15 protein-coding genes are annotated in these 19,154 nt (G+C 60.8%); 7 read left to right on the forward strand and 8 right to left on the reverse strand.

Going from position 1 to position 19,154, the window contains the following annotated elements; all coding sequences use genetic code 11:
• Nucleotides 1-192 precede the first annotated feature (192 nt).
• Entirely contained in the window at nucleotides 193-816 is a 624-nt protein-coding gene (locus BMZ10_RS11250) for a flavin reductase family protein (protein WP_093461530.1), read from the forward strand.
• Here the strand turns inward: BMZ10_RS11250 and BMZ10_RS11255 are convergent, their stop codons facing one another.
• Both BMZ10_RS11255 and BMZ10_RS11260 read right to left on the reverse strand, forming a co-directional pair.
• Nucleotides 817-1,056, reverse strand: coding sequence for a hypothetical protein (locus BMZ10_RS11255; protein WP_093461533.1), 240 nt, complete (start codon nucleotides 1,054-1,056; stop codon nucleotides 817-819).
• Between the two features lie 93 nt (nucleotides 1,057-1,149).
• Nucleotides 1,150-1,503, reverse strand: coding sequence for a putative quinol monooxygenase (locus BMZ10_RS11260; protein ID WP_093461536.1), 354 nt, complete (start codon nucleotides 1,501-1,503; stop codon nucleotides 1,150-1,152).
• A 378-nt stretch (nucleotides 1,504-1,881) separates the two neighbouring features.
• Between BMZ10_RS11260 and BMZ10_RS11265 the strand changes: the two genes are divergently transcribed.
• Complete coding sequence (locus BMZ10_RS11265) at nucleotides 1,882-2,790, forward strand: AraC family transcriptional regulator (RefSeq protein WP_093462557.1); 909 nt, start codon at nucleotides 1,882-1,884, stop codon at nucleotides 2,788-2,790.
• Here BMZ10_RS11265 and BMZ10_RS11270 read toward each other — a convergent pair whose 3' ends face one another.
• Both BMZ10_RS11270 and BMZ10_RS11275 read right to left on the reverse strand, forming a co-directional pair.
• Entirely contained in the window at nucleotides 2,791-4,251 is a 1,461-nt protein-coding gene (locus BMZ10_RS11270) for an aldehyde dehydrogenase family protein (protein WP_093461539.1), read from the reverse strand. It lies immediately after the preceding gene.
• Nucleotides 4,248-5,885: a 5-guanidino-2-oxopentanoate decarboxylase gene (locus BMZ10_RS11275; protein WP_093461542.1), complete on the reverse strand. Its 1,638-nt coding sequence runs from the start codon at nucleotides 5,883-5,885 to the stop codon at nucleotides 4,248-4,250. Before BMZ10_RS11275 ends, BMZ10_RS11270 begins: the two co-directional genes overlap by 4 nt.
• 157 nt (nucleotides 5,886-6,042) lie before the next feature.
• On the opposite strand from BMZ10_RS11275, the gene BMZ10_RS11280 reads away from it, so the two are divergent.
• Both BMZ10_RS11280 and BMZ10_RS11285 read left to right on the forward strand, forming a co-directional pair.
• Nucleotides 6,043-6,936, forward strand: a complete 894-nt coding sequence (locus tag BMZ10_RS11280) for a LysR substrate-binding domain-containing protein (RefSeq protein ID WP_093461545.1) — start codon at nucleotides 6,043-6,045, stop codon at nucleotides 6,934-6,936.
• Between the two features lie 452 nt (nucleotides 6,937-7,388).
• Entirely contained in the window at nucleotides 7,389-8,897 is a 1,509-nt protein-coding gene (locus BMZ10_RS11285; RefSeq protein ID WP_093461548.1) for an MDR family MFS transporter, read from the forward strand.
• A 62-nt stretch (nucleotides 8,898-8,959) separates the two neighbouring features.
• On the opposite strand, the gene BMZ10_RS11290 is transcribed toward BMZ10_RS11285, so the two are convergent.
• Both BMZ10_RS11290 and BMZ10_RS11295 read right to left on the reverse strand, forming a co-directional pair.
• Nucleotides 8,960-9,823 carry a cache domain-containing protein gene (locus BMZ10_RS11290; RefSeq protein WP_093461551.1) on the reverse strand — a complete coding sequence of 288 codons (864 nt, stop codon included), beginning with the start codon at nucleotides 9,821-9,823 and terminating at the stop codon, nucleotides 8,960-8,962.
• Between the two features lie 285 nt (nucleotides 9,824-10,108).
• Nucleotides 10,109-10,771 carry a TetR family transcriptional regulator gene (locus tag BMZ10_RS11295; RefSeq protein ID WP_093461554.1) on the reverse strand — a complete coding sequence of 221 codons (663 nt, stop codon included), beginning with the start codon at nucleotides 10,769-10,771 and terminating at the stop codon, nucleotides 10,109-10,111.
• A 251-nt stretch (nucleotides 10,772-11,022) separates the two neighbouring features.
• Between BMZ10_RS11295 and BMZ10_RS11300 the strand changes: the two genes are divergently transcribed.
• The 3 genes from BMZ10_RS11300 to BMZ10_RS11310 are packed head-to-tail and all read left to right on the forward strand — an operon-like array spanning nucleotide 11,023 to nucleotide 16,760.
• Nucleotides 11,023-12,165, forward strand: a complete 1,143-nt coding sequence (locus BMZ10_RS11300; protein WP_093461557.1) for an efflux RND transporter periplasmic adaptor subunit — start codon at nucleotides 11,023-11,025, stop codon at nucleotides 12,163-12,165.
• A 3-nt stretch (nucleotides 12,166-12,168) separates the two neighbouring features.
• Nucleotides 12,169-15,297, forward strand: coding sequence for an efflux RND transporter permease subunit (locus BMZ10_RS11305; RefSeq protein WP_093461560.1), 3,129 nt, complete (start codon nucleotides 12,169-12,171; stop codon nucleotides 15,295-15,297).
• Complete coding sequence (locus tag BMZ10_RS11310; RefSeq protein WP_093461563.1) at nucleotides 15,294-16,760, forward strand: AdeC/AdeK/OprM family multidrug efflux complex outer membrane factor; 1,467 nt, start codon at nucleotides 15,294-15,296, stop codon at nucleotides 16,758-16,760. Before BMZ10_RS11305 ends, BMZ10_RS11310 begins: the two co-directional genes overlap by 4 nt.
• Before the next feature lie 145 nt (nucleotides 16,761-16,905).
• Here BMZ10_RS11310 and pcaD read toward each other — a convergent pair whose 3' ends face one another.
• Together pcaD and BMZ10_RS11320 are read right to left on the reverse strand one after the other, a co-directional pair.
• Entirely contained in the window at nucleotides 16,906-17,694 is a 789-nt protein-coding gene (gene pcaD, locus BMZ10_RS11315; RefSeq protein WP_093461566.1) for a 3-oxoadipate enol-lactonase, read from the reverse strand.
• A gap of 81 nt (nucleotides 17,695-17,775) precedes the next feature.
• Entirely contained in the window at nucleotides 17,776-19,065 is a 1,290-nt protein-coding gene (locus tag BMZ10_RS11320) for an MFS family transporter (protein ID WP_093461569.1), read from the reverse strand.
• Nucleotides 19,066-19,154 lie beyond the last annotated feature (89 nt).

A 19,154-nucleotide genomic window follows, 5' to 3' on the forward strand; every position in this document is an offset into this window, starting at 1 on the left:
CGCTCTACGTTTCACGCTTCACGTTCCACCTCCCGAACTCCCTTTGTAGCCCGGCACATGTCGGGCTTTTTTTTGCCCACGTGGTGACCAGCTCTGGAATAGCGCAGGAATGCCTTGCACTATGAAAGGCCTCATCCTCTGCGGACGTCGTTACCGGCCCGCTGTGTAGAAGCACTTTTCAGGAAATGCGCCATGTCAGATGAAATTCATTTCTACGAACCCTCCAAGGGCCACGGCCTGCCGCACGATCCGTTCAACGCGATCGTGGGCCCACGGCCAATTGGCTGGATTTCGTCGAAAGATGCGCAAGGCAAGCTGAACCTTGCGCCCTACAGCTTCTTCAATGCGTTCAACTATGTGCCGCCGATCATTGGTTTCTGCAGCATCGGTCGCAAGGACAGCCTGAACAATATCGAGCAAACCGGCGAGTTCGTCTGGAATCTGGCAACGCGCCCGTTGGCCGAGCAGATGAACCTCAGCTGCGCTGCGGTGGCCGCCGACGTCAACGAATTCGAGTTGGCGAATCTGACCGCCGAGCCCTCGCGGATCGTCTCGGTGCCGCGCGTAAAAGAGACCCCCGTGGCCTTCGAGTGCAAGGTGACGCAGATCATCCAGCTGCAGCGCGCCGACAAGGAAGTCGTGCCGAGCTGGTTGATTCTGGGAGAAGTGGTGGCGGTCCATATTGCCAAACGGCTGCTCAAGGACGGCGTCTATGACACCGCGGCCGGCGAGCCGATCTTGCGCGGCGGCGGCCCCGCCGACTATTTCCAGCCGGGGCCAGAGTCGTTGTTCAAAATGTACCGCCCCAAGGCCTGATCAATCCTGAGCGAACATCAGTTCGCCTTCGGACGTCACGTCGATCAGGCGCTCGAGCTCCTCGACCGCGGCCTGATCGGCGGCCAGCGCGGTCTTGAATGTCTGATCGAGCAGTACACGATGGAAAGTCGGCGCGCCACCGGCACCCAACCCTTTGACGGCGATGGCGGCGCCGTAGCCTTCATTGCCCGGGACGGCGGCCGACACTGCTTCGTAATGCTGGAATTCTTTGCGTGCCATGGATCAAAAACCCTGCCTTGGTGAGAGAGGCCGGGATTTTAAACCGTCAGCAGCACTTTGGCGCGCCTGGTCCATGACGCAGGTGCGAGCTCGTTAACCGGCTTTGCGCATGTCGCGCAGCTGGACCGACGCTTGGGCCTGAGCCGCACCGACGTTGGCGAAGGTCTGGAAATCCAGACTGCTCACCAGCCGCTCGGTCACCAGGTCAGCGAACACTTGAAGCTCGGGGTTGGAAAACCAGTCATTCATCGCCGATCGGTCAGCCCACGATCCACTGATCATCCAGACATCGTCCTCGATCAGCGATTGTTGCAGGACAAAGTGCAAGCAACCGGCGGCCTTGCGTGCAGGGGCGAGTAATGCGCTCAAACGTGCGCCCACTTGCGCGCTGTTTCCGGCGCTCGAGCGAATTGATACGAGATGGCTCACGACTGATTGGCTGTGCATGGTCTGCGCTCCTTTTGATGCAGCCACAATCACGGAAGGCGTTGTGGCCGGAAGTGAAGATTAGGCGGACGCGGGTCAATGCCGTTAGCCGATTACTGCCAGGTTATTGCCTGATTCTGCGAGGGTGATTCGAAGCAGGCAGCATTGATCACCGGATTCGCCTGCTGCCACACCGGACTTTCAAGCAATCGTCCCGGCATTACAGGGCCTTCTGTCGCGACAGACGTGAAGCGCTGACAGAATCAGGCAATCATCCGACAGGATTCGCCTAACGCTTGCGCTTGCACAAAAATAAGCTGTGCTGCATTAACGCTCTGTCAGAGGAATTTCCCGATGTTGCCATCCGCCCTTGAGCCCACCGTATCGGACAGCCGCCCCATGCCTGAGCTGAGCGCGCAGTTGGAGCAGCAGCGTGCTGAGCTGGCCGAACTGATCCGCCGTCATGCGCCTACCGATGGCAGCTTCCAGACGGTGATCAAGCAACTGTTCATGGTGCGTCACGACCGTCCGCTGCAATCGGTGCCTGGCCTTGTACAACCGGCGTTGTGCATCATGGCCCAGGGCCGCAAGGACGTGACATTGGGTGGCGAAGTGTTCACCTATGATCCACTCAACTACTTGGTGTTGTCAGTCGCCCTGCCGATCAGCGGCAAGGTGATTCACGCGACGCCGGAAGACCCTCATCTGGCCATGCGCCTGGACATCGACCCGGCCGACATCAACGCGCTGATCGCAGAGGCAGGGCCCATGAGTGTGCCAACCCGGCCGAGCGGTCGCGGGATGTATGTCGAGCGCATCGACGCGCAGTTGCTTGACGCCGTCATCCGCCTGATTCGCCTGCTGGACAGCCCGAAAGACATTCCCATGCTGGCGCCGTTGATCACTCGAGAGATTCTCTACCGCCTGCTGCGTGGGAGTGAGGGATATCGTCTGTACGAAATCGCCATCTCAAACTGCCAGACCCATCGCGTCAGCCAGGCGATCAAATGGCTGAACAGCCACTTTCAGCAACCGCTGCGCATTGAGGAACTGGCCAGGGAGGTCAACCTGAGCGTGTCGACGCTGCACCACCGTTTCAAGGCCGTGACCGCCATGAGCCCACTGCAGTACCAGAAGCAACTGCGTTTGCAGGAAGCCCGGCGGTTGATGCTGTCCGACGGCCTAGAAGCGTCGGCAGCCGGTTACCGAGTGGGATATGAGAGCCCGTCGCAGTTCAGCCGCGAATACAGTCGTCTGTTCGGCGCGCCGCCCCTGCGAGACTTGGCGCGCCTGCGCAAAACGCTGTGATCACACGGCGCGGATCACGTGCTTGATCTCCTGGAACGCTTGCAAGCCCCAAGGGCCCAGCTCGCGTCCCAGACTGCTCTGTTTGTAACCGCCCCATGCCGCCTGCGCAAAGATGACCTGTGGCGCGTTGATCCAGACCAGCCCCGCCTGCAACGCATCGGCGACCCGCTCGGCGTTTGCGGTGTCGCCACTGACCACGCTGGCGACCAGACCGAACTGGCTGTCGTTGGCCAGCGCGATCGCTTCGGCCTCTGAATCGAAGCCGCGCACGCACAGCACTGGGCCGAATATCTCTTCGCGCCACAGCGCACTGTCCAGCGGCACCTGAGTGAACACCGCCGGTTGCAGGAAATACCCGCGAGGTTGATTGTCGGGACGGCCTCCGCCGCACAGCAGACGCGCTCCGGCTTGCTTGCCGGCCTCGATATGGGCAATCACCCGCTGGTATTGCGCCTGATTGACCAGCGGCCCCATTTCGGCGCCCTCTTCAAGCGGCCCGGCCACCTTGATCGACTCAGCCTTGGCGACGAGGCGTTCGAGAAACGGCTCCAGCAGCGCTTGCGCGACCAGCACCCGGCTGGTGGCTGAGCACATCTGGCCTGCGTTGAAGTAACCGCCGCCACTCGCCAGTTCCACTGCCAGATCCAGATCGGCATCGGCGAGCACCAGCAACGACGACTTGCCGCCCAGTTCCAGGCTTACGCCCTTCACGGTCTCCGCCGCACGCTGCATGACCTGCACGCCCACCGCATTGCTGCCGGTGAAGGATATTTTCGCAACGCCCGGATGCCCGGACAGCGGCGCACCGACCGCTGCGCCAGTGCCGCATACCAGGTTGAACACGCCGCCGGGCAGTCCGCTGGACGCGATGATATGCGCCAGCTCCAGTTCCGCCAGTGGCGTCACTTCCGAAGGTTTCAGCACTACGCAGCAACCTGCCGCCAGCGCGGGCGCCAGCTTCCAGGCGGTCGTCACCATCGGAAAATTCCAAGGCACGATCAGGCCGACGACCCCACATGGCTCACGACGCAGTCGCGCGGTGAAGTCGTCGCTCGGCAGCTCCACGGCGCTGTTCTGCTGACCATCGGATGCCTCCGCCAGCACAGCGTAATAATTGAAAGTGGCGATGACGTCATCGACGTCGATGCCTGCTTCGAAGGCTGGCTTGCCATTGTTGCGGCACTGCAGTTCGATCAGTCTTTCACGCTTGGCCGCCACGCCTGCGGCAATGTTGCGCAGGATCATGGCGCGCGCCGCGCCTGTGGTTTTTGACCAGGCCACGAAAGCTTGGCGAGACGCCTGAACGGCATCGTACACCGCATTGGCGTCGCCGCCGGTCACAATGGCCAGACGCTCCTCGGTCGAAGGATTGATCACCGTCAGTTGCTCGCCGCCGGAACGCCATTGCCCGTCGATATACAGCCCCGCCAAAACCGGGTTCAACACAGTCGCCTCACTCATGATGCTTTCAATCCGTTCATCCAGCCACGCTGGTCAATTTCAATCACAGTCGGGCCGTTGCGTTCACTGGCGGCCCGCAATGCAGCTTTCAGTTCCTCGACTTCGACCACCGTCTGGGCCGAGCAACCCAGGGCTTTGGCGACGCCGATGAAGTCAGGCGTGTAGATGTCCACGCCGACCGGCTCGATGGCGCGGTTGACCATGTATTTCTTGATCTCTTCGTAGCCCTGGTTATTCCACAGCAACACGATGATCGGCGTCTTCGCTTCAACGGCGCTGGCAAGCTCGGACAAGGTGAATTGCAAGCCACCGTCGCCGATCAGGCACGCCACCGGGTTGCGTTCGCCTGAGTCCTGACTGCCAAGCCAGGCGCCCACCGCCGCAGGCAGTGCATAACCCAGCGTGCCGTAGCCGGTGGAGGAGTTGAACCAGCGACGGGGCTCGTCCAGATCTAGCGTCAGGTTGCCGGTATAGACGGGCTGCGTGGAGTCGCCGACGATCACGGCCTTCGGCAAAACCTCGAGCACCGTGCGCAGGAACAGCGTCTGCACGCGCGTCGCCTCATCCCAGCTCGCATCGAGCGTGGTTTTCAGCGCGGCGGCACGTGCCGGTCCCCAGTCCCCACTGCGCGGCGTCAGAGCCTCGTTTTTCACAGCGGCGACCAGCGCCTCGGCGGCCGTGCTGGCGTCGGACACCAGCGCCACTTTCGGCGGAAAGTTGCGCACAGTCTGGTCTGGATCGATGTCGATACGCAGCAGCGTGCCTGGGACCTTGAAGTGCCCCTGAAAGGTAATGTCGTAGTCGGTTTCCGCCAGCTCTGTTCCGATGGCCAGCACCACGTCGGCGGCCTCAATGATCTCGCGCGTCGGATCGAGCGACTGCGTAGAGCCGATGAGCAACGGGTGGCTGGCAGGCAACATGCCTTTGGCGTTGATCGTCAGCGCGACAGGCGCGTTCAGGTGCTCGGCCAGTTTCGTCAGAGGCGCCGCGGCATCAATCGCGCCGCCGCCTGCCAGAATCAGCGGTCGTCTGGCACCTGCCAGCAGCGCCGCCATTTGCTTGATTGCCACGGGCGCAGGCCCCGCGCGGGTGACCGAGACAGGTTGGCTGTCGAGCAAGTGATCGGCGTTTTCCACCAACACATCCAGCGGGATCTCGATGTGCACCGGGCGAGGACGGCCGGCCTGAAACAGCGCAAACGCGCGCGCCAGTACCGCCGGCAGTTCGTCAGCCAACATCAGCGTGTGTGAAAACGCCGCAACGCCCGCCACCAACGCGCCCTGGGCCGGCAGTTCGTGCAGCTTGCCCCGCCCGCCGCCCAGTTGACTGCGCGATTGCACACTGGAAATCACCAGCATCGGAATCGAATCGGCGTACGCCTGGCCCATGGCGGTGGTGATGTTGGTCATGCCTGGGCCAGTGATGATGAAGCACACCCCCGGCTTGCCGCGGGTACGCGCGTAGCCATCGGCCATGAAGCCTGCGCCCTGCTCATGGCGCGGGGTGATATGCGTGATCGACGAACTGGCCAGTCCGCGATACAGCTCGACGGTATGCACGCCCGGAATGCCGAACACCCGCTCGACGCCATAACCTTCCAGTAACTTGACCAATACTTCGCCGCACGTCGCCATGTGTCAGGGCCCTTTATTCATTTTGATGACATCTGTGCCGCTCGCCGGACTGCTCCCGCTTGAGCATGCGCGGTCATTGGACCTGCGCGGCCATATCGGTGACAACGCAAAAAATGTCATGCTTAGCCATGTCTCCAGCTCATGCCTCGCGCCTGCCATGAAACGTCTGCCTCCCCTGCCCGCTCTGCACACCTTCCTGATCACGGCGCGATGCTGCAACTTCACGCGCGCGGCGCAGCTGTTGCACATCACTCAAGGCGCGGTCAGCCGACAGATTTCCGGGCTGGAGAGCCACCTGGGCTATCGCCTCTTCCACCGCCAGGCGCGGGGTTTGAGCCTGACCGCCCAAGGCCGGGCGTTTTTTCCCCGCATCGAGCAAATCTTCAGCTTGCTCGAGGATGCGGTGGACGAGGTGAGCACGGCGCGTCAGGCGCTTCAGTTGAAGGCGCCGACCTGCATCACGCGATGGCTGCTGCCGCGCTTGATGCAATGGCAAAAAGAACGGCCCGACGTCCCCGTGGAACTGACGACCACCATCGCTCACGGCGTGGACTTTCGACGAGAGCGCTTCGATGCGGCGGTGGTCTACGGCGCTCATCCCGGCGACTCGATGAACGTACATCACCTGTTCGACGAACAGCTCACGCCTGTCTGCTCCCGATCGCTGATCGGCGAGTCGCAACCGCTCGCGCAGTACAGCGACCTGGAACGACACATGCTGCTGCACCCCACGCTGGACGAGCAGGACTGGACGCAGTGGTTGAAAGCGGCGGGCACCCGGCTGAGCAACGTCGGCAAGGGTCAGCATTTCGATACGATGGACCTGGCGATGACCGTGGCGTCGCAAGGGTCAGGCGTGGCCATGGGCGATTGGGCCCTGATCGGCGAAGACCTGAGCGCAGGTCGGCTGGTCACACCGTTCGAGCTCAAGCTCAGAACGGGTGCGGCCTACTATTTCGTCTATCCGGAGCGCGCGACTGTCCCTGCACAACTCAATGAACTGCTGGATTGGCTGAAGACCCAGGCAGCCCAGCGGCAGATCGCGCATTAACTGCCCCGAACGGCTGCATGAGTGCTTCTCTGGCAGCTGCGCGGTCGATATAAACATTCAATCCCGATCGGCACGTCATGATGGCCATGGGCGCCTACACTGACCTTAACGGTAGAAATTCATTTTTGACCGGATCGAGGCAGACGTCATGAAAACCACAATAAAAAGACAGTGCGTTTATGTAGCCGCCGTTGTGACCGTACTCAGCATCTATGCAGCGGGCGCCTACAGGATCGAGCAGCTTCGCAGTGAACCGCGCATGGCGGTGGTCTGCACGTTTGGCCACTGCATGCCGACAGACGCCACTTTCAGCGCTCTGCGCTGACGATCACAGGTTTCGACCTGGGTGAATCGATACAGGCGGCTATCGATTAGCAAGCTAACGGACTAGACTGGACCCACTTTTCCCGCGCGGGTCTGCGCGGGTCAACTTGCCAGTTCGAGTCTTTTCCGTGACGAGCCTGAACCAAACCCGCCCGGACATCCGCAGCATTCTCTTCGCGTTGATGATGGCTGTATTTCTCAGCGCGCTGGACCAGACCATCGTCGCGGTGTCGATGCCCGCCATTTCTGCCCAATTCAAAGACTTTGACCTGCTGGCCTGGGTGATCTCGGCCTACATGGTCGCCCTCACCGTGGCCGTGCCGATCTACGGCAAACTCGGCGACCTGTACGGCAGACGTCGCCTGATGCTGTTCGGCCTGGGCACCTTCACGGTTGCCTCACTGTTCTGCGCCCTGGCACAAAGCATGGAACAACTGGTGCTGGCGCGCGTGCTTCAAGGCATCGGCGCGGGCGGCATGGTCTCGGTCAGTCAGGCCATCATCGGCGACATCGTGCCGCCTCGCGAACGCGGGCGTTATCAGGGTTATTTCAGCGGAATGTACGCGGCGGCCAGTGTGGCGGGGCCGGTTCTGGGCGGATTCATGACCGAATATCTGTCGTGGCGCTGGGTGTTCATCATCAATCTGCCGCTGGGCTTCGCAGCGTGGTGGGTGGCGCGCAAGACGCTCGTCGGACTGCCGGTTCCGCAGCGTAAACCGATCATCGATTACCTCGGGACGGTGCTGATGATCATCGGCCTGACGGCCTTGCTGCTCGGCATCACTGAAATCGGACAAGGCCACAGCTGGCGGGGCGAACACGTGCAGGTGCAACTGGGCGTGGCGCTGCTGGCGCTGGTGATCTTCGTCCTCTACGAACGCCGCACCCGCGAACCGTTGCTGCCGATGCACCTGTTTACCAATCGCAGCGCAGTGCTGTGCTGGTGCACGATTTTCTTCACCAGTTTCCAGGCGATTTCGCTGATCGTTTTGCTGCCGCTGCGCTTTCAGACCGTCACCGGTGGCGGTGCCGACAGCGCTGCACTGCACTTGATGCCGCTCGCCATCGGCATGCCGATGGGCGCGTACTTCGGCGGGCGCAGAACTTCGCTGACGGGGCGCTACAAGCCAATCATCCTCACCGGTGCGCTGCTCATGCCGCTGGCTATCCTCGGCATCGCCTTCACGCCGCCGCAATCGGCGCTGCTGACCGGGCTGTTCATGGTGCTGACGGGGATCGCCAGCGGGTTGCAATTTCCGACCTCACTGGTCGGGACGCAGAACTCGGTAGACATGAAAGACATGGGCGTGGCCACCAGCACCACCAATCTGTTTCGCTCATTGGGCGGTGCCGTCGGCGTGGCGAGTATGTCGGCTCTGTTGCTGGCGATGCTCGCGGGTTCCGGGATTGCCCAGGCAGATCGCAGCATGATCGGCGTCGAAGGCAGCTCCGGCAACCTGTTGATGGACAGCCTGCACGCGGCCAGCGGCCCCGCGCTGGATCTGTTGCGTGGACAACTGTCGATGACGTTCCAGCACCTGTTGATGGGCAGCGCCGCGGTGTCGCTGCTGGGTCTGGCGGCAGCGTTGGCGATGCCCAATCATCTGCTGCGCGGGCGCGAAGACAAAGACCGCTAAAACCGTGCCTGCGAACCTGTGGGTTTGCTTTCCCAATGGTGTCGACTCAAAGGCTCGACACCTCAGCCGTTGTAATACCCCACGGCAACCAGGAAATGGCCCACTTTGCGGACGTACGCGTGTTTGCGTTCGATCTTGCTGGTAACCGGATTACGCCAGCGATACTCGTACTCGCCTTCGGCCTGCTTTTTAATCATCTCCAGTATCGGCGCCCCCACCGGCTTGCCTTCCGGGTCCTTGACCTTGCTGAAGTCGGTGTTCACCAAGCGCAGGCTGGTGCCATGGGCGACATAACGCTTGGTGTCGACGTCGACCACGAATACATAAAGGTCATCTTGCAGGAATCCGCCCTTGAGGCTGTTGATTGCCTGAACGGTGTTCTCCGCGTCCTGTTCGAGCGCCCTGGACGCCTTGTCCAGCAAAGCGCGAGCTTGCTCGGGCGACGCACGGGGCAAGTAATAGCCCACCGCCAGGACGCGGTCGCCGATGCGCTGAAAATACACGCGTTTGCGCTCGACCTTGCCATCGCGCCAGTTCTGCCAGCGGTATTCGGCCTGTTGAATGCCGGCGCTTTCCGGGGTCTGCAGCACCTTCTTGAAGGCCTTTTGCAAATCGGGATCGAGGACCGAAGAAACGTCGCGCCCGATGAGCACGACAGAGGGCCCGCCGCTGGCCAGCATGACACCGTTGGTGTCGGTCACGAATACGTAACGCTCACCATCGACGAACTCGCCCTGACGGCTGAATTGGGCCAATGCCTTGTCGCCTTGCTGCTGATAACGCGCCACTGCTTTTTCCAGCAGCGCTCTGGCGGCCGGAGCCTCTTGTGCTTCATCGCCCGTCGCCCATGCCTGACCGATGCACAGACAGGCCAGCAAGCCGAAAAAGTGCCTTTTCAACGCTCCACATCCTGAAACGACCGGCATCGCGCTTCCCCCGTTTTTATTGGTTTGGCAGAAAGCTTAGACGGGCGATGGCAATAGGGAAGCATTCGGGCGCTGGATGAATGGCCTACACATTCTGAAGATGCAGGTGCTGGCTGTCGCCTGGCTGAATGCGAAGATGAATTCAGGTAAAGGCTCGGTAAACCTCCTGTTCAATCGGAAAGAACGAATGTATAGATGCAGGCTAACCGCCACACAGTTATAGTCCGACGGGCAAACAGGCCGAACGGCGCGGCTTGCAGACGATATGACGCGGCAGGAGGCGAATCAGGCGAGTCGCGCGACGGCTTCGGGTGCAGGGTCGCGCAGCGCCGGGCTGAAGCGCAGCATGTCCAGCACCGTTTCGACCAGGCGTTCCGCGTCGTCGTACAGCGAGAAGCTGTCAGGCACCAGCAGCCACTGACCGAGAATGCCGTGAATATAGGCGTGCAGACACAATGCGCCGCGCCGGGGGTTCAGGTCGGCGGGCAACTGTCCCTGACGCGCAGCATTACCCAGCGCAAGTGCAATGCGCTCATTGGCATCGAGCCAGACCGACTGACGCTGACGGCGCATGTCACACATTTCATCGGTGAACTCGAATTTATGAAACAGGATTTCATTGATGCGGCGGGTTTTGGGATCTTGCGCAACTTGCTGAAACAAATGAATCAGAAGTTTTCGCGTCCAGCCAAGCGGGTCGACCTCGTCCTCGCTCTCGCTGGCCCTGGCCATTTCCTCCAGCGGCTCGTGCAGGCTGTCGAGCATCGCTTGCACCAGATCGGCCTTGTTGCTGAAGTGCCAGTAGATCGCGCCGCGCGTCACACCCGCCAGGGCGGCGATGTCTGCCAAGGTCGTGCGCGCAACGCCACGGTCGTAAAAAGCCTGCTCAGCGGCTTCCAGAATCTGCCTGCGGGTTTCCTGGGCTTCCTCTTTCGTGCGACGGACCATGGCAGTAAATCCTCAATAAAAATGCTTCAGGCTCTCTGGTCGAGTGGCCTGAACAGCATGCCGGGCGGCCTTTGTAATGCCTTGTCCCGGACCTACAATCGATGCCCTCGCTGCGTTCGAGTGTCGCAGGGGCGGGTGTTTACAAACAACCGTGAACGTAAGTATATTCATTAGCTTGCTACTTATCCAGCCGGAACGCTTAAACACCCCTTCCACTTTTCATGAGCCATGCTCCTGACCCGAGGATCTTCATGCAATTCAAGCCAGCTGTTACCGTACTGGTCACTGCCGCCGCCTTGGCATCGCTGCTCAGCGGATGCAGTAAAAAGGAAGACGCGGCCGCGGCTGCACCACCGCCCCCTCAGGTCGGCGTCGTGACTATCCAGCCTCAAGCCTACACACTGATTTCCGACCTGCCAGGCCGCACCACGGCTTATCGCGTCGCTGAAGTGCGTCCACAGGTCAACGGCATCATTCTCAAACGGCTGTTCACCGAAGGCTCGGACGTGAAGGCCGGTCAGCAGCTGTATCAGATCGACCCTGCGGTCTACGAGGCCAACCTCAACAGCGCCAAGGCGACGTACGACTCCAATAAGTCGCTCGCTGATCGCTACAAGCAGTTGATCAACGAACAGGCCGTCAGCCGTCAGGAATACGACACCGCCGTCGGTAATGCTCGCCAGGCACAGGCCGCCGTGCAGACTGCCGAGATCAACCTGCGCTACACCAAAGTGTACGCGCCGATTTCCGGTCGCATCAGCCGCTCGCTGGTCACCGAAGGCGCGCTGGTCAGCAACGGCCAGGCCGATGCGATGGCAACCATTCAACAGCTCGACCCGATCTACGTGGACGTGATCCAGTCGTCGGCCGAGATGCTGCGTCTGCGCCGCGAACTGGAAAGCGGCAAGCTACAGAAAGCGGGCGACAACGCAGCAAAAGTCAAACTGACTCTGGAAGACAACAGCCAATACCCGACTGAAGGCAAGCTGGAGTTTTCTGAAGTGTCGGTCGATCAGAGCACAGGCTCCGTGACCCTGCGCGCCGTGTTCCCCAACCCGAACCACACGCTGCTGCCGGGCATGTTCGTGCATGCACGTCTGCAATCGGGTGTGAACGAAAAAGCGCTCCTCGTTCCACAGCAAGGTGTGACGCGTGACCTGAAAGGCACACCGACCGCGCTGGTGGTGAACAAGGACGACAAAGTCGAACTGCGTACCCTCGTCGCCAACCGCACCAGCGGCACAGACTGGGTCGTGGAAAAAGGTCTGAGCGCGGGTGACCGCGTCATTACCGAAGGCCTGCAGTACGTCAAGCCAGGCGCGCAGGTAAAAGTGGCCGAGGCGACCAACATCAAACCTGCTGCCGCCCCGGCTCCCGCGCAAGGGAGTAACTGATCCATGTCGAAGTTTTTCATCGACCGACCGATTTTCGCCTGGGTTATCGCCCTCGTGATCATGCTGGTCGGTGCGTTATCGATTCTCAAGCTGCCGATCAACCAGTATCCGGCGATCGCGCCACCGGCCATCGCCATTCAGGTGACCTACCCGGGTGCGTCTGCACAAACCGTGCAGGACACCGTGGTTCAGGTGATCGAACAGCAGATGAACGGCATCGACAACCTGCGCTATATCTCGTCTGAAAGTAACTCCGATGGCAGCATGACCATCACGGTGACCTTCAACCAGGGCACCAACCCGGATATCGCTCAGGTGCAGGTGCAGAACAAGCTGAACCTGGCGACTCCGCTGCTGCCGCAAGAAGTGCAGCAGCAGGGTCTGCGCGTGACCAAGGCGGTGAAGAACTTCCTGATGGTGGTCGGCCTGGTGTCGGAAGACGGCAGCATGGCCAAGGAAGACTTGTCCAACTACATCGTTTCCAACATTCAGGATCAGATCGCGCGTACTCCCGGCGTGGGTGACTTCCAGGTGTTCGGTGCGCAGTATGCGATGCGCATCTGGCTCGACCCGGACAAGCTGAACAATTTCCAGCTGACCCCGGTCGACGTCAAAAGCGCAATCACTGCGCAGAACGTTCAAGTTTCGTCCGGCCAGATCGGTGGTCTGCCAGCCGTCAAGGGCCAGCAGCTTAACGCCACCATCATCGGCAAGACCCGTCTGCAAACCGCCGAGCAGTTCGGCAACATCCTGCTCAAGGTCAATCAGGACGGCTCTCAGGTTCGCCTGAAAGATGTCGCCAGCATTGGTCTGGGAGGTGAAAACTACAGCGTCGACGCACAGTTCAACGGTAAGCCGGCCTCGGGCCTGGCGATCAAACTGGCGACCGGTGCCAACGCGCTGGACACTGCCAAGGCGATCCGTGACACCGTCAGCCGTCTGGAACCTTTCTTCCCGCCAGGCATGAAAGTCGTTTACCCGTATGACACCACGCCAGTGGTCAAAGAGTCGATCAACGGCGTTGTCCACACACTGGGTGAAGCAATCGTCCTGGTGTTCCTGGTGATGTACCTGTTCCTGCAGAACTTCCGCGCCACTGTCATCACCACGATGACGGTACCGGTCGTACTGTTGGGCACCTTCGGTATCCTTGCCGCAGCCGGTTTCACCATCAACACGCTGACCATGTTCGGCATGGTGCTGGCCATCGGTCTGCTGGTGGACGATGCCATCGTTGTGGTGGAGAACGTCGAGCGGGTCATGGCCGAGGAGCATTTGTCTCCCAAGGAAGCGACGCGCAAATCCATGCAGCAGATCCAGGGCGCCCTCGTCGGTATCGCCATGGTCCTCTCTGCGGTATTGCTGCCAATGGCATTCTTTGGCGGATCCACGGGCGTGATCTACCGCCAGTTCTCGATCACCGTGGTATCGGCCATGGCGCTCTCGGTGCTGGTGGCGCTGATCTTCACCCCTGCCCTTTGCGCCACAATTCTCAAGCCGATCGATCCCGAGAAGCACGGCCAGCCGCGCAAGGGTTTCTTCGGCTGGTTCAACCGCACCTTCGACCGCAGCGTACTGAGCTACGAGCGCGGCGTCGGCAACGTCATCCGCCACAAGATTCCGTCGTTCCTCGTCTACATCCTGATTTTCGCCGGCATGATCTGGATGTTTACCCGCATCCCGACCGCTTTCCTGCCCGAAGAGGATCAGGGCGTGATCTTCGCCCAGGTGCAAACGCCGCCCGGCTCTACCGCCGAGCGTACTCAGAACACCCTGGACAAGATGCGCGAATACCTGCTGACCGACGCAGGCGTCAGCTCGGTGTTCACCGTCAACGGCTTCAACTTCGCCGGTCGCGGTCAGAGCTCGGGTCTGGCGTTCGTGATGCTCAAGTCGTGGGAAGAGCGGGATTCGTCGAACAGCGTGTTCGAGGTGGCCAAGCGTGCGCAGGCGCACTTCTTCGGTTTCCGTGACGCGATGTCGTTCGCCGTGGTTCCTCCCGCCGTACTGGAACTGGGTAACGCCACCGGTTTCGACCTGTATCTGCAGGATCAGGCCGGTCTGGGCCACGAGAAACTGATGCAGGCGCGTAACCAACTGCTGGGGCTGGCCGCGCAGAGCAAGATCCTGACCGGCGTACGTCCGAACGGTCTGACCGACGAGCCGCAATACCAGCTGCTGATCGATGATGAAAAAGCCCGTGCACTGGGCGTGACGCAATCGGACATCAACACCACCCTGTCGGTGGCGATGGGCGGTAACTACGTCAACGACTTCATCGACCGCGGCCGCGTGAAGAAGGTTTACATCATGGGCAATCCGAAATCCCGGATGAGCCCTGAAGACCTGAAAAAGTGGTACGTGCGCAACGCCAGCGGCACGATGGTTCCGTTCGACGCTTTCGCCACCGGCGAGTGGGTGTTCGGCTCGCCGAAGCTGTCGCGCTATAACGGTGTTCCGGCCGAGGAAATTCTCGGTACGCCGGCGCCGGGCTACAGTACCGGCCAGGCGATGGCCGAAATCGAGAATCTGGCCAAGCAGCTGCCGCAGGGCATCGGTTACTCCTGGACAGGGCTGTCGTTCGAGGAGCGACTTTCCGGTTCGCAGGCCCCGGCGCTGTATGCGATATCGGTTCTGGTGGTGTTCCTCTGCCTCGCGGCGCTGTACGAAAGCTGGTCGATTCCGATCGCGGTTCTGCTCGTCGTTCCACTGGGCGTTATCGGTGCGTTGATGGCAACCAGCCTGCGCGGTCTGTCCAACGACGTGTTCTTCCAGGTGGGTCTGCTGGTGACGGTGGGTCTGGCGGCGAAGAACGCCATTCTGATCGTCGAGTTCGCCAAGGAACTCCATGAGCAGGGCAAGTCGCTGATGGATGCAGCGGTGGAAGCGTGCCGGATGCGTCTGCGTCCGATCGTGATGACGTCGATGGCGTTCATCCTCGGCGTGGTGCCGCTGACGATCTCCAGTGGCGCAGGTTCAGGCAGCCAGCATTCGATCGGTACCGGCGTTATCGGCGGTATGATCACGGCGACGATTCTGGCGATCTTCTGGGTACCTCTGTTCTTCGTTTCGGTATCCTCGCTGTTCAAGAGCAAACAGAAAGAAACCCCACACGATGAGGCTGGCCAATGAGCAAGTCCCTGATCTCGCTGGCAGTCACCGCGTTCATTCTCGGCGGCTGCTCGTTGATCCCCGATTACAATCAGCCTGCCGCACCGGTGCCCGCACAGTATCCGCAAGGTCCGGCGTATTCGCCGGCCCAGGCGGCCAACCAGGCGGCCGCCGAGCAAGGCTGGCGTCAGTTCTTCCACGATCCGGCGCTGCAACAGCTGATTCAGACATCGCTTGAAAACAACCGCGACCTGCGCGTTGCCGCGTTGAACATCGACGCCTACCGGGCGCAGTACCGCATTCAGCGTGCGGACCTGTACCCAGGCATCAATGCACAGGCGACCGGCACACGTCAGCGTGTGCCGGGTGACCTGTCGCAGACCGGTGAGGCTGGCATCAGCAGCCAGTACTCGGTGGGTCTGGGCGTGAGCGCCTACGAGCTGGACTTGTTCGGCCGCGTGCGCAGCCTGAGCGAGCAGGCTCTGGAAACCTACTTCGCAGGCGAAGAAGCCCGTCGCAGCACGCAGATCAGCCTGGTGGCCAACGTCGCCAACGCTTATCTGACCTGGCAGGCGGACAAGGAGCTGTTGAAGCTGACGCAGGACACACTCGGTGCGTTCGAAGAAAGCTTGCGTCTGACCTCGCGCAGCAACGAAGTCGGTGTCGCCTCGGCACTGGATCTGGCGCAATCGCGTACGTCGGTCGAAAGTGCCCGCGTGAAGCTGGCGCAGTATCAGCGTCTGGTCGCGCAGGACGAGAACAACCTGGTGCTGTTGCTGGGCGCTGCCCTGCCCGCCAACCTGCCGGCTTCGCAACCGCTGAGCGCCGACATGCTCAGCGAACTGCCGCCCGGTCTGCCTTCGGAGTTGCTGCAACGTCGTCCGGATATCCTCCAGGCCGAGCACAGCCTCAAGGCCGCCAACGCGAACATCGGCGCGGCGCGTGCCGCGTTCTTCCCCAGCATCAGCCTGACGGCCAGTGCCGGTACCGCGAGTGGCGATCTGAGCGGCCTGTTCAAAGGCGGCTCAGGCACCTGGCTGTTCGAGCCGACGATCAATCTGCCCATCTTCAACGCCGGCAGCCTGCGGGCCAGCCTGGATTACTCGAAGATCCAGAAAGACATCGGCGTCGCCAACTACGAGAAGGCGATTCAGACGGCGTTCCAGGAAGTCTCCGACGGACTGGCTTCGCGCAAGACCTTCACCGATCAGTTGCGCGCACAGACCGATTTCGTCAACGCCAACCAGGATTACTACCGCCTGGCCGAGCGTCGTTATCGTATCGGGATCGACAGCAACCTGACGTTCCTCGATGCTCAGCGCCAGCTGTTCAGTGCCCAGCAGTCGCTGATCACCGATCGCCTGTCGCAGCTGAACAGCGAGGTCAACCTGTACCGCGCCCTCGGCGGCGGCTGGTATGAACAAACCCCGACCGGCCAGAAACAGCCGACCTCGGGTGATGTCCCCTCGACACGCTTGTTCTGATCCACGCTCAATAAAAAACCCACCGTCTGGTGGGTTTTTTTATGGCTGTTTGCATCGCTCGTCAGTTCGGACAGCAGCCCTTACCGGCCAGAAGAGCTGCGTGAATGAATGCCTTCCCACAATGGGGATGCGCCCGGACTGGGTATCAGCTCAGCAGGAACTCTCTCACACGCAGGGTGAAAGTTTCGCCCAGCTCTACGTTGGAAAGGTGGGCCGCGTAGTAATCAGACAGCTGCGAGCCATGGATATGGTTCTGCAGGTAGTGACCGTCCGCCACCGTCGTCACTGCATCGTGACTGCCGCATATGATCAGCGTGTCCACCGTGATTGACCCGACCTGCTTGCGAAAATCGACGTCGCGCACCGCCGCACAGCATGCGGCGTAACCCAAGGGCGAGGTCGCGGCCAGTACGTCCGTAACCGCCTTGACCTTGTCGGCATGATCGCGCGCGAACTCCGGCGTGAACCAGCGCCCTACCGCGCCGGCGCCTAATTCCTGCATCGCCTGCTCACCGCCTTTTTCGATCATCTCGATGCGCGGTCCCCACATCTCCGGCCCCCCGATTTTGGCGGCCGTGTTGCACAGGATCAGCTTGTGCAGACGGTCATTGGCGTGAATGCCCAGCCACTGGCCAATCAGGCCGCCCATAGACAGCCCGCAAAAATGCGCGCGCTTGATCTTCAGCGCGTCGAGCAAGGCCAGCACATCGCGGCCCAACTGCTCGACGGTGTACGGGCCTTGAGTGACGAGCGATTTGCCGTGGCCGCGAGTGTCGTAACGAACCACACGAAATGACTGGCTGAAGGCTGCGATCTGCGCGTCCCACATGTGCAGATCGGTGCCCAGGGAGTTGGACAGCACCAGCACGGGTGCGTCGGCCGGCCCGTCGATCTGGTAATGCATTTCACCGTCTTCAAGTTGTACGAATGCCATAGCGGCCCCCTTTTTCGGACTGTCATGAACGTCATGAGGAGTATGGAAGACGCGCGCCCGACCACAGGCGCGCGCAATGGATCAATGATCTTCGTGCAGATAAGCCGGCTTTTTCGGCAAGCGCAGGCTGAACAGGAAGGCAATCGCCATCATGGCGGTGACGTACCAATAGAACGTGTTTTCCATGCCCATGTTCTTCAGACCCAGCGCAACGTATTCCGCCGAACCACCGAAGATCGCGTTCGCTACGGCGTAGGCCAGGCCGACGCCCAGCGCACGGACCTGCACCGGGAACATCTCGGCTTTGACCAGCCCGCTGATCGAGGTGTAGAAGCTGACGATGGCCAGCGCCAGCGTGATCAGGATGAATGCCATGATCGGGCTGGTCGTGGTTTTCAGCGTCAACAGCAGCGGAACCGTGCAGAGCGTACCCAGGCCGCCGAACCACAGCATCGAGGCGCGGCGCCCGATCTTGTCAGCGAGCGCGCCGAACACCGGTTGCATGCACATGTACAGAAACAACGCACCGGTCATGATGTAGCTCGCGACCTTGGCGTCCATGTGCACGGTATTCACCAGGTATTTCTGCATGTACGTGGTGAAGGTGTAGAAAATCAGCGAACCACCGGCGGTGTAGCCCAGCACAGTGATGAACGCCGCTTTGTTGTCGCGGAACAACGCGGCCATGCTGCCGGCGTCCTTGTCCTGGCGTGCTTCGGCGGTGGTGGTTTCCTTCAACGAGCGGCGCAGCAACAGCGAGATGACGGCGGCAACGGCGCCGACCACGAAGGGAATCCGCCAGCCGTAGGCTTTTAGCTCATCGGCAGAAAGAAATTGCTGCAGGATGACCACGGTCAGAACCGCCAGCAACTGGCCGCCGATCAACGTCACGTATTGGAATGAGGCGAAGAATCCGCGCTGCCCCCGCAACGCGACTTCACTCATATAGGTGGCCGTCGTGCCGTATTCACCACCGACCGACAAGCCTTGCAGCAGACGCGCCACCAGCAAAAGAAACGGCGCCCACGCGCCAATCGAGGCGTACGTCGGCAGACAGGCGATGACCAGCGAGCCACCGCACATCATGAGGACGGAAATCATCATCGAGTTTTTGCGGCCATGCTTGTCGGCCACGCGACCGAACAGCCACCCGCCAATCGGACGCATCAGGAAGCCGGCTGCGAACACGCCTGCGGTATTGAGCAATTGCACGGTCGGGTCGTCGGACGGGAAGAAAGCCGGTGCGAAATAGATTGCGCAGAAGGCGTAAACATAGAAGTCGAACCATTCCACGAGGTTGCCTGAAGAGGCGCCCACAATCGCAAAAATCCGTTTGCTCCTTTCTTCTCCGGTGTAGTGAGTCGTTGTCATTATTTTATCCCCAGTTTTTATAAGACCAGCTTCAGACCACCAGTCTACGACATAGTCTGTAATACTTAGACTTAAGCAGTAACACTTCG

The sequence above is a fragment of the Pseudomonas sp. NFR16 genome (assembly GCF_900108875.1).
GTDB lineage: Bacteria > Pseudomonadota > Gammaproteobacteria > Pseudomonadales > Pseudomonadaceae > Aquipseudomonas.